Annotated in this window: 13 protein-coding genes; 8 read left to right on the top strand and 5 right to left on the bottom strand. The window is 47.9% G+C overall.

Going from position 1 to position 15,979, the window contains the following annotated elements:
* Window positions 1-89 precede the first annotated feature (89 nt).
* The 8 genes from MKX71_RS05850 (at window position 90) to MKX71_RS05815 (ending at window position 3,685) form a co-directional block, all read left to right on the top strand.
* Complete coding sequence (locus tag MKX71_RS05850; RefSeq protein WP_339231845.1) at window positions 90-1,013, top strand: CotH kinase family protein; 924 nt, start codon at window positions 90-92, stop codon at window positions 1,011-1,013.
* 145 nt (window positions 1,014-1,158) lie between these two features.
* Window positions 1,159-1,329, top strand: a complete 171-nt coding sequence (gene yisI, locus MKX71_RS05845) for an aspartyl-phosphate phosphatase YisI (protein WP_003233086.1) — start codon at window positions 1,159-1,161, stop codon at window positions 1,327-1,329.
* 422 nt (window positions 1,330-1,751) lie between these two features.
* A complete protein-coding gene (locus tag MKX71_RS05840; RefSeq protein WP_003233088.1) occupies window positions 1,752-1,973 on the top strand; it encodes a spore germination protein in 222 nt (73 codons plus the stop codon).
* Between the two features lie 14 nt (window positions 1,974-1,987).
* Window positions 1,988-2,221, top strand: coding sequence for a spore germination protein GerPB (gerPB, locus tag MKX71_RS05835; protein ID WP_003233090.1), 234 nt, complete (start codon window positions 1,988-1,990; stop codon window positions 2,219-2,221).
* A gap of 22 nt (window positions 2,222-2,243) precedes the next feature.
* Complete coding sequence (locus tag MKX71_RS05830; protein ID WP_014479393.1) at window positions 2,244-2,861, top strand: spore germination protein GerPC; 618 nt, start codon at window positions 2,244-2,246, stop codon at window positions 2,859-2,861.
* Entirely contained in the window at window positions 2,858-3,034 is a 177-nt protein-coding gene (gene gerPD, locus MKX71_RS05825) for a spore germination protein GerPD (protein WP_003233093.1), read from the top strand. Before MKX71_RS05830 ends, gerPD begins: the two co-directional genes overlap by 4 nt.
* Window positions 3,034-3,435, top strand: a complete 402-nt coding sequence (locus MKX71_RS05820; RefSeq protein WP_010886467.1) for a spore germination protein GerPE — start codon at window positions 3,034-3,036, stop codon at window positions 3,433-3,435. The genes gerPD and MKX71_RS05820 overlap by 1 nt, the downstream gene beginning before the upstream one ends.
* 31 nt (window positions 3,436-3,466) lie before the next feature.
* Window positions 3,467-3,685, top strand: coding sequence for a spore germination protein (locus tag MKX71_RS05815; RefSeq protein ID WP_003233096.1), 219 nt, complete (start codon window positions 3,467-3,469; stop codon window positions 3,683-3,685).
* Window positions 3,686-3,721: 36 nt separating this feature from the next.
* Here the strand turns inward: MKX71_RS05815 and hlpB are convergent, their stop codons facing one another.
* The 5 genes from hlpB to addB all read right to left on the bottom strand — a co-directional run bounded on the left by hlpB (window position 3,722) and on the right by addB (window position 15,866).
* A complete protein-coding gene (hlpB, locus tag MKX71_RS05810) occupies window positions 3,722-4,024 on the bottom strand; it encodes an HNH nuclease-like protein HlpB (protein WP_015252406.1) in 303 nt (100 codons plus the stop codon).
* Window positions 4,025-4,037: 13 nt separating this feature from the next.
* Complete coding sequence (gene sbcC, locus MKX71_RS05805) at window positions 4,038-7,430, bottom strand: exonuclease subunit SbcC (RefSeq protein ID WP_339231844.1); 3,393 nt, start codon at window positions 7,428-7,430, stop codon at window positions 4,038-4,040.
* Entirely contained in the window at window positions 7,427-8,602 is a 1,176-nt protein-coding gene (sbcD, locus tag MKX71_RS05800; protein ID WP_339231843.1) for an exonuclease subunit SbcD, read from the bottom strand. Before sbcD ends, sbcC begins: the two co-directional genes overlap by 4 nt.
* Window positions 8,603-8,674: 72 nt before the next feature.
* Window positions 8,675-12,379, bottom strand: a complete 3,705-nt coding sequence (gene addA / locus MKX71_RS05795; RefSeq protein ID WP_339231841.1) for a helicase-exonuclease AddAB subunit AddA — start codon at window positions 12,377-12,379, stop codon at window positions 8,675-8,677.
* Window positions 12,366-15,866 carry a helicase-exonuclease AddAB subunit AddB gene (gene addB, locus MKX71_RS05790; protein WP_339231840.1) on the bottom strand — a complete coding sequence of 1,167 codons (3,501 nt, stop codon included), beginning with the start codon at window positions 15,864-15,866 and terminating at the stop codon, window positions 12,366-12,368. The genes addA and addB overlap by 14 nt, the downstream gene beginning before the upstream one ends.
* Between the last annotated feature and the right edge of the window lie 113 nt (window positions 15,867-15,979).

Here is a 15,979-nt window from a genome sequence, read left to right as displayed (position 1 = left end):
CCCTTTTTCTCCTTTCCGTTTTCATTTCGTTTCAGGACGGGCTTGCTCTACATATCATACAAATGTCGTTTTGAGAAGGAGGAAAGAATATGGAGCGCGTGCATTTATTTTTTCACCGGGAGCAGCTGAAAAGGAAAGGTACTGCCAAGGGGCTTTTCGTAACAGATCGATCTGTTTCTCCCATTCTTCTCACACAGCGTGACAGAGCGGAAAAGGCATCCTATGAAATCAGCTGGGAACAGTCTCTGCTTGGTGAAAGGACACTTTTTTTGAATGCAGAACAGGATGATCCGTCCCTGATGCGGCGCAGACTCGCCTATTGTTTTTTTGACCAGATCGGCGTACCTGCTCCCGTTGCCTCGTACAGCTTTCTGACCATCAATGGCCAGCCTGAAGGCATTTATTTGAACATCAAGAACCATCAGCCAGCCGGTAAAAGGAGTTACGGAGTGAAGACGGCCGATCCAAGGGTTCCGTTGTCCCTTTTTAACAATGATTCCTCGGCATTCTTACATGAATTTTTCATACTGATCCGCACAGCCGGAGATGACGAATTGGCTGAAAGGATTAAATTGTATCTGGATGTCAAGCTGTTTTTTTTGTGGCTGATCGGCAACGCCTGCACCAATCAAGGCTTTTACTACACATTTTGTTTAAACGAATCCGGTCGGCTTTACGTTTCCCCGATGGAGACAAGATCGCTTGCCGTACAAGAATGGTATGACGAAGACCCGCTTCTGACAAAAGGAAAGACGCTTTCGTCAAGGCTTCTATCCATTCCCGCCTTCCGGTCGCAATATCACACATTAATGAAAAACGTGCTGAAGCGGTCGTTTACTATTGAACGATTATCTCCTCTCATCAACGAATGGCACCTTGACATTTGTCAAAGTGCTGCTGATGATCCTTTTATCAAAAAAAGCCCCTTTCAGATCGAAAAGGAGCAGACAAACATACTTAGAGAAATTGAGGAACGGCAGGACTTTTTGCAAACACACTTAGCAAGACTTTAGTCCTTTCTCCATTAAAAAAGGCCGCAGCAAAAATTGTCGCTTTTTTAGTCAAATTGACGAAAGGCAACCTTTTGAGCCAAAATAGGTTATACTAACGATATCCTGTATTTATATCAAAATAAAATCTAGAATTGGAGATAGCGTAATGAACAGTAAAATTGAAGAAATGAGGATCACACTAATTGAAACCGCACAAAAATACGGCATGAATTCAAAAGAAACGATTCAATGCAGCCAAGAGCTGGATATCCTGCTGAATACCCGGATTAAAGAAGAAATGATTTTTGGGAGATATCTTGAAAACTCCCGTATGTAAATCATTTTCTATAACAATTAGAATACACCACATGTAACTCCGCTTTTTGCTCAGCACTTCTGGGATATACCTCAGGGCGAGAATGTGCCCGCCCAAAAATCGAATACCGCAGCACGACATACTCCAAAAAGCATTCTACACGCAAAAACACCAAAGAAATAAACAAAAATCACCATAGGCGGATAGCGGCATCCTTCGCCGCATTTCCGCTCAATTTATACCCAACATCCTCTTTTGCCATGTTTAAACATAACGGCCCGAAAAAATAAAACGCTTTCATCAAGAGCCGATATGTCCCCTTTAAATTTCTCTCACACATATGTGCGTTTGTCATAAGCTATCGTGAATAGCCCAATTGAAATCAGAATTGTCATTTCACTTTACCTGTCTTTTTTCAATTTTTCAACAAAGGATGTGCTCGTATGCCGGCCATTGTCGGAGCGTTTAAAATTAATGCGATTGGTACGAGCGGAGTCGTTCACATCGGGGACTGCATTACGATTTCTCCTCAGGCTCAGGTCAGAACGTTTGCCGGTGCTGGCAGCTTTAATACCGGCGACAGCCTCAAGGTGATGAATTATCAAAACGCGACGAATGTGTATGACAATGATGCGGTTGATCAGCCGATCGTGGCCAATGCGTAAAAGGAGTGAGGCTCATGAACTTCTATATTAATCAAACCATTCAAATCAACTATCTCCGGCTGGAATCAATCAGCAACTCCTCCATTCTGCAAATCGGGAGCGCCGGATCAATCAAGTCACTGTCAAATTTGTATAATACAGGAAGCTATGTAGAACCGGCACCAGAAGTTTCTGGCTCAGGGCAACCGCTCCAGCTGCAGGAGCCCGACACAGGTTCATTGGTCCCGCTCCAGCCTCCTGGCCGTTAATCATATGAAAGAGGTGAAGAACATGTATGATCAATCTGTTTCCTCTTACCTGCAAAACTTGAATTCCTTCGTTCAGCAGCAGGCGATTCACATTCAGCAGCTCGAACGTCAGCTGAAAGAGATTCAAACTGAAATGAATACGATGAAACAGCGGCCGGCCACTACCATTGAGCGTGTGGAGTATAAATTTGATCAGCTGAAAATCGAAAGGCTCGACGGGACTTTGAACATCGGTTTAAATCCGACTGACCCGAACAGCGTCCAAAACTTTGAAGTCAGCCAGTCGACACCGCAAATCGGGATGATGCAGCAGGAAGAGAGCGCTCAGCTCATGCAGCAGATCCGCCAGAATGTCGACATGTACTTAACCGAGGAAATCCCAGATATTTTGGAACAGCTTGAAAACCAATATGACAGCAGACTTGACGATACAAACAGACATCATGTTATTGAAGACATCAGAAAACAAATGGACAGCCGAATCCATTATTATATGTCCCATATCAAAAAAGAAGAACATACACCGCCTGCACAATATGCAGAACATATCGCTGAGCATGTGAAGCGTGATGTCATCCGCGCTGTAGAACACTTTCTGGAGCATATTCCATCAGAAATGAAAGGAGATGAGCAAGCATGATCTTTACAGTCATCAACCGCAGCTTGGAAGTCGGGGACATCCGGATGAACGGTGTGTCCAGTTCCTCCGTTTTCCACATCGGAGACACTGAATCCATTTACCTGTCTTCTATTTTTGATACACCGCCTGAATCTCTTATTATTGGGCCGTTTGCTCCGCTTGCGCCAGAATAATGCTTAAACGCATATCGCGCATCAGACTAGTTAAGTTTAATTCCCTCGGGATCGCAAGTGTGTTTCAAGTTGGCGACACAAATGAAATCGATATGAGTGTAAAAGTATTTGCTGTGCAGCGTTCTCTGTCCACGTTTTACCATAATGAAGGCTCATTTAACAAAAAGGAGTATCAGATCTTTCAGCAGCAGGCCGTGAAGCCGCTCCCCGAAACAGGTGTACAAAGCGCTTTTTGCCACGAGGTGCCGGCTATTTATGTTCGCAGCATCAAAATTCAAGGGGTCTCAGCCTCTTCTGTTTTACATGCCGGATCAGCTTCGCTTATTCGCGGTGATGCGAGACTCAAACATATCAGACAGATTCAGTCTCCCCGCTCACAATCGCCCGCCAAGAACATATAATAAACAGAGACTTCGATAAAGGGTGTCGTTTATGCCAGCAATTGTCGGGCCTATAGCTATCAATTCCATATCGGGCGGAGTCGTAAACTTTGGTGATTCCTTTTACCTTTCTCCGAAAAGCTCTTCAAAATCTGCGCTCGGTTCGGGAGCAGGAAACACGGGAGATTTCCTTCTATTAAATAACGCAGTCAACGCGACAAATTATATAGACCCCGATGTCAACGATCAGGATATGGTTGGAAACGGATAAAAGCAGCCGCTCTGCAAAGAGAGGGCTGCTTTTTAGTCATTTTTTCTTTTTTCGTTCATTTGATTTCTTTGTTTTGATCAGCTTCTCAGGCGGCTGTTTTCTGATCCATTTGACAAACCGGGCAAGCTCTGGATCGCTTCTGAGTTCAGCCATTCCGTTTAAACGTACGGCGAGCTCTTGATTGGTATATAAGGCATGAATCTGTTTATGGCAAGGAATACAGAGCATCGCTGTCGGCAAAAACGTTCCGCCTTCCTCTTTCGGTGTGAGATGATGCTCTGTCAGCTGGACATTGCTCCGGCCACACAGCTCACATATTCCGGCAGTCTGCTTTGCCATATCCGCTCCTCCCTTACATCAACTCAAGTGATACCCGCGTACCGCGGCCGCTCGGTTCAGCCGGATGGACGATCAGCTTTTTCGGAAGCCGTGCACGCAGTTCCTGCACATGGCTGATGACACCGACAGCCAGATTGTCTGACTGAAGTTTTTCCAAGGCCGTTACAACCGTATCAAGCAGATCTTGATCCAGTGTGCCGAAGCCTTCATCTAAGAAAAAGAACTGCAGCGGGTATTCCCCCCGAAGCTGAATCTGCGCAGACAGCGCAAGAGCAAGTGAAAGCGAGGTGAGGAAGGTCTCTCCTCCAGACAAACTGGAAACCGGGCGTCGTACGCCTCCATTCGCGTCATCCCGCATCACGAAGCCGCCTTCTGAGTCTACTTCGATGGCATAGCGCTGTCTTGTCAGCATACTGAGTCTTGCTGAAGCGTCCCTCGCAACGCTTTCAAGCTGCTCCTCAGCTAAAAATTCGACGAAGGTATTGCCTTTAAACACAGCTTGCAGCTTGTCCAGCCTGTCGATATGCGTCTGCCATTTTTTCAGTTCAGCTTCAATTTCATTAAACCGTTTATGATGGTCGCGAATGACAGCCAGTGCTTTTGCTGCCGCGCCTTTTTCCTCAATAGCAGCGCCAAATGCGTCCTCAGCTTCTTGTAATGCTGCAACGGTTTCGTTCCATTCGCTCTCTGATAATGCTCTGCCGGCAAGTATCTCTGCTACTCGTTTTAAGTTTGCAGCATTTTGCTTCAGTTTATCCATAAACTGGTCTATGCCGGTTTTCATCTTTTCAAGTTCATCGGCTGGGATGAGACTTTGTTCAACCTCCTCAGTCCGGGTAATGGAGGTGTTTTTTGTATGCTCAAGCCAAGCAGCTTTTGCTTTTTCGAATCTGCCCTTCGCCTCTTGAAGAGTGAGCTCGCTTGCCGAAGCGCGGCTTTTCGCCTGGTTGAGCTTCATTTGGGCGCTTTGCAGTTCTTCATATAAAGATTGTTCTTTTTCCTTTAACAGCTTTAGATCCTGCTGGACAGAGCGGAGTTTGATTTGAATCGAATCTCCTTTTGCATAATCTCCGAGTTCGTGCTCATAATCAGCTATCACGCTCTTGATGCGTTCAGCCGCATAATGAAGCTCCAGCTTTTCCCGTTCAAGCCGGTGTCCAGATTCCCGCAGTTTTTCCTTTTGTGCTTCATGCTCAGCAAGAAACGCGATACTCTTCTCAATTCGTTTTTCACATTCTTCTGCAGCCCGGTCCTTTTCTTCAATGGCTTGCTGCCATTTTTCTGCTTCGTCCACAGATTGATTCTGAAATGCTTCTTTAAACATGTTCAGACTGCTGTCCATTGAGGATTGAAGCTCGCTGATGATGCTTTCAATACGGTCAGCTTCTCTTTTTTCAAAACCGATTTTTTCATTAAGCTGCTCGGCCTTTTTTAAAGATTCCTGATAGGCGCCGATCATTTGTGCCATTCGTGTCTTAACAGAAAGAATGTCCTGCTTGATTCGTTTCCATTCGAATTTGGCAGTTTCAAATGCTTCAAACACCGGCTGATGTTCGAAGGAAGCTGCCGCTTCAAGGTTCTGTGCTTGAATTGTCTGCAAAAACGGACACTGTTCAATAAAGCGCGCGGACTGTTCTTCAAGCGTAATTTTGGCTGAAAGAATCTCCTGGCTGAGAACTGCAGCTTCCGTCAATAACACATCTGTCCGTTTGATGTCCTCTTCAAGATGGCTGTCGGCTTCATATGTTTCATGTACTGAGGCAGATGGATCATGATCGGTTGAACCGCATACCGGGCAAGGCTTTCCGGCAGTCAGCTTTTGGGCTAACTCTTTTGTCAGCAGTGCCACCCTTGCTTTTTCACGCTGTAAATGAAGCGTGTGTTGACTCTTTCTAGCCTCTTCCGTCATACGTGTTAATGAGCGTTCCGTTTCGCACACCAAATGGTACACAGTTTGAACTGCCTCATATGCCTGAATGATGTTGTTTTCTTCTGCTTCCGTCTTTTGAACGAGTGTATTCTTCTCTTCATTTATCTTCTGAAGCACGAGGTTCAATTCGTCACTTCGTTTTTTCTCTTTTTTGATTTGCTCCTCGGTTTGTCTGATGCGCAATGCCATTTCTGCGGCCTGCTGGCAGCTTTTTCGCTCATCGGATGTCACCTGCAGGGATTTGAGCTGCTGTTTCAATTCTGTCTGTCTGTTTTGCCCTCGTGTCAGGCGGTCTGTTACGGCCTCTAATTCATTCATGACAGATTGAAGAGCCGCTTCTTTCTGCCGGAGGTCAGCCTTTTTGCGCTCTTCCTCTTGCTTGGCCTCACTCAGTTTGATTTCGATTTCCTGCAAGCGTGAAAGCTGTTCCTGCTCTGTTAAAAGCTCAGGCTCTTTCTCGCTTTTATGCTGGCGCCACGCTTCATACTCTTCATGTTTTTGCTGAAAGAAAGCTGTCCGGTCTGCTAAATCCTTTTGGGCTAGCGTTTGTTCCTTTTCAGCTTGCTCCTCATGCTGGATCGCTTCTGCGTACCGGTCCGCATAGGGTTTAAGGGCTGCTGCTGTTTCTGCTTCCAGCAGGCGTTTTTGCATGCTGTCTATATGCGGCTGTTCCTCTTCGAGACGTTTTTTCTCTTCTTCATATACGGCTTTTTCCTTTTGAACATTCCAAATCTCCTGATGTTCAGTAAACCGCTCTTTTGCCTGATCCCGATTCTTCTTCATCGCTTCCAGCCGGGATTCAGCTTGTTCGAGAGCCTGTTCTGCCTGCTCAACCGCTTCTGAACTCGCTTCCCCAAGACCGGACTGTTCAGCAAGCATTTCGTTTTTTCTCGCATTGGCTTCCTGTGCCTGCCGTCTTAGTTTTTTCACGAGCCGGTCTCCATACTGCTCCAAATGAAATAAGCGCTGGAGCATATGCCTGCGCTCCGCTCCTTTTAAAGACAAAAATTCAGCAAATTTCCCTTGCGGCAGGACCACCGCTCTCGTAAAATCGTCAATCGTCAGCCCCAAGAGCTCCTCGACTCTTTTATTGACTTCGCTGGCTTTATCGGCCAGCACTGTATGCTCATCCTTAATCTCAATGAAGCGGCAAAGTGCCGTTTTCACCTTCATTTCATCCGTTCTTTTAAACACGCGCTCGACTTTGTAAGAGATTTGATGGTTTGTCTGAAGCGCAAAGGTAAAGGAAACAGACAGCGTATCTTCCGCATGGTTTAAAATTCCGTGTGTATTGTTCGCCGCCCGCTCCACCTTTCCGTATAAAGCAAGCGTCATTGCGTCGAGAATAGAGGATTTACCGCTTCCTGTCGGGCCGAAAATGCCGAAAACACCGGCGCCGGAAAGGCCTTCGAAATCAATCGTCTGCTCCTCTCTAAAGCTGTGGAGCCCCTTTATCGATAAGGCGATCGGCTTCATTTCGCATCCTCCTCTTCAACACCTGATGCAAGCTCTAAAAACAGCTTCACCATTTCTTCATCCGGCACCGCGCCGCCAGTTTGTTTTTCATAAAATTTCTTAAAGCGGTCTTCGATCGACACATGCTTCACCTCGACCCGCTCCCGCTCTTTGTTTTGTTCTTCAAAAACCGGCCTGATATGGATAAAGCCCGGGTGCGCCTTCCGCAGCCTATGAATTTCTTCAAGTGACAGCTGGTCCGTCACACGGATTTCAAGGTCAATCCAGGCATTCTCATCCCTGCCTTCATCCAGCCAGCTGTACACCTCGCTCAAGCCATTTGCCGCTTTCCACCTCACAAGAGGCTTGCCGCTAGACAATAACACTTCATGCCAAGACGCCTCTTCTCCCGGCTTCGCGTCCACGATTGTCACCGATTTGGCGTAGCCCGCTTCAGAAAAGCTGTAGGCGAGCGGAGATCCGGAATAACGTGCAAGCGTCCGCGCCCGCTTGATCGTTTGCGGGCGATGCAAATGGCCGAGCGCCACGTAAGCGGCATCCGCCGGCAGGCTTTCAGCAGCCACCGTATATGCGCCGCCAACTTCAATCGGCCGCTCTGAATCCGTTTGGTTTCCGCCTGCGACATAAATATGGCTTGCGGCAACCTTCACTGCGTCTTTGCGAAACCGGCTCGTCATATGCTCAAACGCCTGCCTGATTTTCACATCATAATGATCGCGGAGCAGCTTTTCATCAAATGTATCGGAAAGCACTTCATTTAACCGCGCTTCAGATGGGTACGCCAGCGCTCCCACCGCCAAAAGCTCTCCTGCTGAAGGCACTTCAATATGAATCGGCTCTGTTGTCGGATAACCGATTAAATGAATGCCGTTTTCATGTGTCAGCGGTGAAGCGGCGGACAAACGGTCAGGATTATCGTGGTTTCCGGCAATGACGACGATCGGGCGCTTTCCTCTGTCGCTAAGCGCAGACAGGCTTTCATAAAACAGCTGCTCGGCTAAAGCTGGCGGGTTTACGGTGTCAAATGCATCCCCCGCCATTACAATGGCATCGATCTGCTCATCCTTTACAATCGTATTTATTTCATCCAGCACATCGGCCTGTTCACTCAGCCTGCTTCTTCCTTCAAGCGTTTTTCCAAGATGCCAGTCAGCCGTATGTAAAATCCGCAAATGCTTTCACCTCTCTTTTATATGGAAAACGAGATCCGCTCCGCCTGAAATCACCGGAGCTTACGGATCTCGCTATAATGTCAGAATGTGCCCTCCGTCAAAGAAATAAAGCGCACATCCCTTTACCTTTGTTTTTGCAATTTGCTCAACTGCCTTCGTGTACAGCTGAATTTGCGTTTCATATCGTTTCTTCAAGATCGGGGCCGCTCCTTCAAATCCGTGCTGGAATTTGCCCTCAATCCGGTCCGATTTATAGTCCAAAAGATATAAACCGCCGTCAGTTTCATAGAGACAATCAATGATTCCCTGCACTAAAAGCGGCTCATCCGCCTCCTGTGCATCAGGATAGATCTCCTTGGCTGGAAGCGCCAAACTGAACGGTACTTCCCTATTCTTCCATTGCGCGCTGATCAGCTGTCCGCCGATTTCCGTATGGAAGAATTGCACGATTTCTTCTATATCTATAGCGGCTTTTTGTTCTTCCGTGAGCAGTTCTTTTTCATAAAGCTTATGAACCGTCTGCTCCGCTTCTTCTATCGTCGGCACATGTGTCAGCGGGATATGCTGCATCACCGTATGCATGGCCGTTCCTTTCTCTGCCGCCGTCAGGCCTTTTTTCATCATGAAAGCAGGCCGTCTGTACAGCATGCTGCCGTCAGCCGGTTTAACAGGGGCCCTGCCGCTGTATTCATCCTCGTACTCTCTTTTTCTCTTGATCTCAGACACCGACTGCTTTGTGCGAATTTGCGTCACCTCGTGATGCGGGTAGGTCCAGTTCAGCTGCTCGCGGGCTTTTTCATCAAACATAAACGAGCCGGGAACTGGTTCACCTTGGCGAATCGCTTCTAGGCGCTCGCTTTTTTCTTCCATTCTTTCCTCCAAATCATCATCCAGCAAATCATAGGAATGGATCATTCGGACGGCAAAACGGGCCGGGTGTCCTGATATATCAGGACGCGCCGTCACACCGTTTTCAGCCAAAGTCTCCATATCTCTGTGTCTGGCAAGAGCCGGCCCGATGAAATCTAAATACGTTTTTGCCTGATAGCGGTCAAACTCCGGAAGAAGCCAATCAGTTTGTGACGCAGATGCCTGCCATTTTGCAAGCTGTTTCTGATGATCCTTGCACGAGCCAAGCAGAAACAATTTTTCCTTTGCTCTTGTTAATGCAACATAGAGTACCCGCAATTCCTCTGACAGCAGCTCCCTGCGCATTTTTTTCTTCATCGCAATGAGCGGAAGCGTCGGATAGCTGATACGCAATTGCGGGTGAATATACTTCGTGCCAAACCCGAGCTCCTTGTCCAGCAGGTACGATTTGTTTAAGTCCATCATGTTGAAATTGCGGCCGAGACCCGCTGCAAACACAACAGGGAATTCAAGCCCCTTGCTGCTGTGGATCGTCATTAAGCGGACAACATCCTCCTGCTCGCTGAGCGCTCTCGCCGTACCAAGATCATCGCCCCGCTCCTGCATGCGTTCGATAAATCGCAGGAAACGGAACAGGCCGCGAAACGCCGTTGATTCATATTGGCGCGCCCGGTCGTAAAGGACGCGCAAATTGGCCTGGCGCTGTTTTCCGCCCGGCATCCCGCCGACATAATCCATATATTTCGTGTCGCGGTACACTTCCCAAATCAGCTCAGATACTGAGTGGTTTTTCGAAAACGCGCGCCATTTTTGCAGATGTCCGTAAAACGTATTTAGCTTTTGATAAAGCTCATCGTTCCGGTCACCAGCAGCCAGGTAGTCTTTCATCGCCTCATAGTACGGCGCTTTTTTATTTTCAAGCCGGATCAAAGACAGCTCGTTTTCATCTGCTCCGACAATCGGTGAGCGCAGCACAGAGGCAAGCGGTATATCCTGATACGGATTATCGATTACCTTCAGCACAGAAAGCGCGACGGCGACTTCGACCGCTTCGAAATAGCCTGACGTCAAATTGGCGTAAACCGGTATGCCCTGTGCTCTCAGCTCCTCCATGATTTGCGGAGCCCAAGGCATGGAGCGGAGCAAAATCACGATATCCCGGTATTGAATATTGCGATGTGTTTTCGTTTTTCCGTCATACACCTTAAATGGCGATGAAATCAGCTTGCGAATTTCCTTAGCGATGGCTTTGGCCTCGAACTGCACCGTTTCAAGCTCTTCTGCTTCCTCGCTTGCATCCGTATCTTCTGCGTTGTCGATCAGCAGCAGCTCTGTTTCCGTCTCGTCATTGTCCGGATACGCTGCACCAAGCTTCAGCTCAGCCTGCTCGTCATAATCGACCTCACCGATTTTGCCGCCCATCAGCTGTTTAAATAAAAAGTTTGTGCTGTCTAAAATATCAGCCCGGCTTCGGAAATTTTTATTTAAATCGATTTTCCGCCCCGTGCCTTCTCCGCTCTCTGTAAACCGTTTGTATTTAGAGAGGAAAAGAAGCGGCTCCGCAAGCCTGAATCGATAAATCGACTGTTTGACATCTCCTACCATAAACAGGTTACCAGTCTCCTCCGGCCCGCTTGTGACAAGCTGCAGAATCGATTCCTGCACGAGGTTGGTATCCTGATATTCGTCAACGAGCACCTCATGAAACTGTTCCTGATAAAACCTTGCAGCCTCGCTCGGCCCACGTTCACCTTTGTCATTCTCAGCTGTCAAAATCGCTAAACAGTAATGCTCCAAATCAGAAAAATCGATGATTGATTTTTCCTGTTTCGCAGCTTCGAATCGTTTTCCATAGCTGATGACAAGCTGTACGAGCGTTTCAATGACAGGCTTCATCTCGGCTAGGCTTTTCAAGTGCTGTTCAGGACTTCGCGTGAAGTAGTCGGTTTTGAGCTTTTCAAGCAGTTTTTTTGCGCCGTTTCTCAAATCTGTCGCCTCATCAAGGAGCGCTGGATCGAACTCATCCCCTTTTACTGCTTTGGCACGCTTAAAAGAGACGGCGGGCACCCGCTTATATAGTTCACTGAAATCGTCCTGATGCTGAATCAGTTCATCAATCTGAGCAAGATCATCAAGAAAATTGTCAGCACGCGGCGCCGGGCCGCCCGGCGCTTTCGTCAGCTCAAGCGCGCGCAAGAGCTTTTCCTTCGCCCCGTTAAGCACCATTGCAATATCTTCTTTGACATATTGATAAAACGGCAGCTCCTCGATGGCGCTCTTTTCTGATACATCATACAAATGAACAAAGCTTTCCAGCCACGCCCCCGGGTTGGGATGGGATCGGGAATACTCGTACACCTGTTTAACGAGAAATTGCAGATCCAGATCATGCCGGTCTGTCGTATAGCGGTCAACAAGCTCAAAAAACGCCTTTTCGCCCTTTGCGTATTCGTCTTCAAACAGCTCGTCAAGCACTTCATCCCCGAGCAGCTCGCCTTCCGTCTGATCAGCTATCCGAAAGCCCGGATCAAGATCGATCAAGTAGTAATATTTCTTCAGCACTTGCAGGCAAAAGGAATGGAGCGTCGAAATGCTGGCCCGGTTTAAAAGAGACAGCTGGCGTCTAATATGCAGCGAGCCGGGGCGCTGTACAAGCTCTTTTTCCAAGGCTTCTGCGATTCGGTGCTTCATCTCTGCCGCTGAGGCGTTTGTAAATGTCACAACGAGAAGACGGTCTACATCTATTGGGTTTTCCTCCGCGGTGATTTTCCGAATCATTCGTTCAACGAGCACAGCGGTTTTACCAGAGCCCGCAGCCGCTGCCACAAGAATATCCTGGCCGGTTGAAACAATGGCATTCCATTGGTCATCTGTCCATGTGGTGTCTGCCGGTTTAGGAATGTTCATTGCCATCCGCCTCCTTTTTTATCCACTCAAGTATTGTCTTGTCCTTTTCAGCCTTTAATGGGCGATACTCGTTTTCTTCCAGTGATTCATCAAATTGGCATACTGATTTGAACGCACAGTATGTGCACGGCGTCTTGTTCTTCATTTTGTACGGCTCAATGGATACGCGCCCGTCGGTGATTTGTTCGCCCGCTTCCTGGAAGGTGCGGCGCACATGCTTTGTCAAAAGATCAAATTCCTTTTCACCGACTGCTGCCGAGTCTGATCTAAGAGATCCGTCTTTTTTCAAGCCGGCGTTTATGATATTTGACCGTCCCTCTTGAAGGGTTGTATCCATGAGGCGAACCACTTCCTGATCACCGAGGAGCAAGCCCTTCATTTTAAATTTCTTAAAGATCTCCTGTTCAATCTCGTCAAGCCCAAGCGGGAGATTAGATTGAATCATCGGGTCATGAATGTGGAAATACAGCACTCCGGCAGGCGTCGCCCTCATCCCGAGCCAGTCAGCTGAATGTGTAATCGATAAATCAAGGTACGTCAGCATTTGCAGTGCCAATCCGTAATATACTTCCGCTAAGTCAAGGCCTTTGTCGCTTGATTTATAATCGACAACCCTGAGGAGCAGGCCTTTTGAGCTTTCAGCCTTATCAACACGGTCAATTCGCCCGACGAGTTCCATCGTACAGCCGTTTTTCAGTTGAAAGGTCAGCGGCGGAAGCGGCCCTTTTCCTCCAAAGCCTAGTTCAAGCCCGATCGGTACGAATCCGCTCGCTTTCGCATGCTCGCTTAAAATGCCGGACACACGTGTCACAATTTTTTGCAGTTTTTCCTTCACATAATAATGCCGGTTTGAGCTGAGCAGAATTTCCTTTTGCAGTTTCGGTGCCAGCCGTTCTACCGCATCATAGGAAAACAGCTCGCACTGCTCCTTCGTTAAATCGCGCCAATCCAGCTTTTGCTCACGCAGCCTGTCAGAAATCAGCTTTAAGCTGGAATGAAACAGCTGGCCGATATCCGGTGCTTCAAGCTTGAAGAATTGCCGTTCCTTCAAATGCAGCCCGTGTGACGCAAAATGGGAAAACGGGCATGCGTTAAAGGTTTCCATTCTCGATACACTGCCCTGAATGCGTTCACCATAGAGCTGTCTCGACACGCTGCGTTCAAGCTGCTTCACTTCATTCCGGAAAAACAGGCTTGAGAACAGCTTTTTCGACTGCAGCCTGTCCGGCTCACTCATCAGCACATTGTACGTGCTCCACCAGACGTCGCTGATGTCGTATTCCCGTGTCCATAACCTGAGCTGGCTCGCGGTAAAGGACTGTGCCACGCTTTTATTCACGACATACATCAGCTGTTCCTCATCGCTGACCTGTTCAGGTTCATTTGTTAACAGGCGCTCCTTATGATGCGGAAACAGTTCTTCCAGCCGCTTAACGATCATCGACGGCAAAAGCGTTTTTCCTTCCGCATCAGCAATCGGATACGATACGTAAAGCCGGTCAGACGGACTTGAAAACGCCATGTAGATGAGGAAATGCTCATCAAGCAAACGCTCCCGTCCGCCTGAGGATAGCTCAACCCCAATCGTTTTCAGCCATTCCCGGTCATCATCCGACAGGACCCCGTTTTCATCAGGGCGTGCCGGCAGAACGCCGTCGTTTGCCCCGAGCACAAAGGTGCAGGAGGTGCCATACATTCTGGACAAATCCATATTGCCGACAAACACCTGGTCAAGCGCAGGCGGAATTAGAGAAAACGTAAGCGACTCCGCGCCGGCTTCTATCATTTGCTGAAACAAATCAAGAGAAATCTCATCATCTCCCATCATTTCAACAAACTCCTCAAGCAGCTGAATGACTGCGTCCCACGCCTGCTGATGCTGCTGCGCTTCAATGATTCTGCCGTCTTCCTCAGCACGCTGCCTTTCCTGATCCAGCTTCAGCGGCACATCCGTCTCTTCTAAATAACGATAGAGCGCCTCCGCCTTCTCTTGAACCGTCTTCGCTTTTTTCATGCGTTTTTGAAGCTGAAAAAGCGGCGGAACAATCCAATCGCGGGTGTCATTCAACATGTTTTCCATTTCGATTTCCTGATCAGTCTGCGCAAAATCATCATCCAATGACACAAAACGCCTGTATTGGAACCGATCGCCCTTTGTCCAGCGGTCGCCTTTAATACCATAGGCGATACAGTAATTTTCGAGCTGATCGACCTGTTCTCTCACTTTGGCCTTCGGTTCATTGAGCGGGAATAGCAGTTCGGTTTTCACGCAGCGAAACACCGCTTCATAACGCCAATTCCCTTTCAGAACATCAAGGCTTGACCGGATAAATTCGATTAACGGGTGGTTCAGCATAGATGCTTTTCCGTCAATGAAATAAGGAATCTCGTAATCTGCGAAAACTTCCTTCACCATATCCTTGTAGTCTTCCGGCTGGCGCGCAAGAATTGCTACATCCTTATAGCGATATCCCTTCTCTCTGACTAGGGCGTGAATTTCCCGAGCAATGCCTTCCAGCTCAGCTCGTCTGTTTGCGGCCTGCATCACAGTAAGGGCTTCTTGTTTTTCTGCGTATGGAACGGCCGGACGCGCTTCATACTGTGCCTCTAGATGCGCCAATTCCGGCGTCTTTGTATGCCGCTCAGTCCCGCTCAGCTCTTTATACGTAATGTCCAAATTCAGTTCCTTCGCCTTCTGATGCAGGCGGTAATAGGTTTTCCCCGTCATTCTGAACAATTCCAGTTCATGCGGCTCCCGCTCATATGACGGCTTGTCCGCTGTGAGCGAAAACGTGATATGCTCCGCATGAACCATAAGCTGCTCCAACACCCTGAATTCCTGCGGGGTAAACTGATAAAAGCCATCCACATAGATATGGGCGCCTTTTATATCTTCCGCAAGCGGGATATGCTCTGCCAGCAATGTCAAATAATCCTCAGAGTGAAGATATTGATCTGCGAGGCTTTTTTCCATTTGCTGATACAGAATTGATAAGTCATGGAGCTTTTCAGATAAAACACGTTCTCCGCGATACTCGGAAGCCGTTCCGCTTTCCGCCATCCGGCGGATATCCTCCGGTTCCAGACAATAGCGCTTAAACTCTGTCAGCATCCGCTCAACCTGTGCGGTAAACCCGCTTTTGTCACTCGCTTTTTGATAGACTTTGAACTCCTGTTTATGCTCCTCAATGAGCTTCCGCAGGAGCATTTGTACGCCGGTGCTCGTCAGAAACGGCCTGCTCATTCCTCCCGTATGCTGGAGGATGCGCCAGGCCAATCGTGAAAAACTGAACACTTGAGCGCGTATCATCCCGCCCATATCTGGCGTTTTAGCAAGCTCGTATTCCATTAAAAACGTCATTTGATCCGGGACTAGAAAAATGATCGGCTTCCCGAATGGAGCCCGGCGCAATTCATCCTGAATGCTGTCGATGATCAGCTTCGTTTTTCCACTCCCGGACCTGCCTACTAAAAACTCTGCTCCCAAATTAGAAGACCCCTCTCTTTTTATCTCTATATATTTTATCGAATGTTGACGAAAATGACCAATCTGATCTATTGGTAAAAACGGCCTTTTCACATATAAAAAGCTGATTATCT

The organism is Bacillus sp. FSL M8-0071, from assembly GCF_037975455.1.
GTDB lineage: Bacteria > Bacillota > Bacilli > Bacillales > Bacillaceae > Bacillus > Bacillus subtilis.
The sequence above is the reverse complement of the archived record's forward strand: the minus strand, read 5'-3'. Positions and strand labels throughout refer to the sequence as shown.

Bases quoted from the DNA above. Each gene is read 5' to 3' on its own strand.
- MKX71_RS05850 (WP_339231845.1), top strand. From the start codon at position 90: ATGGAGCGCGTGCATTTATTTTTTCACCGGGAGCAGCTGAAAAGGAAA.
- MKX71_RS05840 (WP_003233088.1), top strand. From the start codon at position 1,752: ATGCCGGCCATTGTCGGAGCGTTTAAAATTAATGCGATTGGTACGAGC.
- MKX71_RS05815 (WP_003233096.1), top strand. From the start codon at position 3,467: ATGCCAGCAATTGTCGGGCCTATAGCTATCAATTCCATATCGGGCGGA.
- gerPB (WP_003233090.1), top strand. From the start codon at position 1,988: ATGAACTTCTATATTAATCAAACCATTCAAATCAACTATCTCCGGCTG.
- yisI (WP_003233086.1), top strand. From the start codon at position 1,159: ATGAACAGTAAAATTGAAGAAATGAGGATCACACTAATTGAAACCGCA.
- hlpB (WP_015252406.1), bottom strand. From the start codon at position 4,024: ATGGCAAAGCAGACTGCCGGAATATGTGAGCTGTGTGGCCGGAGCAAT.
- gerPD (WP_003233093.1), top strand. From the start codon at position 2,858: ATGATCTTTACAGTCATCAACCGCAGCTTGGAAGTCGGGGACATCCGG.
- MKX71_RS05830 (WP_014479393.1), top strand. From the start codon at position 2,244: ATGTATGATCAATCTGTTTCCTCTTACCTGCAAAACTTGAATTCCTTC.
- addA (WP_339231841.1), bottom strand. From the start codon at position 12,379: ATGAACATTCCTAAACCGGCAGACACCACATGGACAGATGACCAATGG.
- MKX71_RS05820 (WP_010886467.1), top strand. From the start codon at position 3,034: ATGCTTAAACGCATATCGCGCATCAGACTAGTTAAGTTTAATTCCCTC.
- sbcC (WP_339231844.1), bottom strand. From the start codon at position 7,430: ATGAAGCCGATCGCCTTATCGATAAAGGGGCTCCACAGCTTTAGAGAG.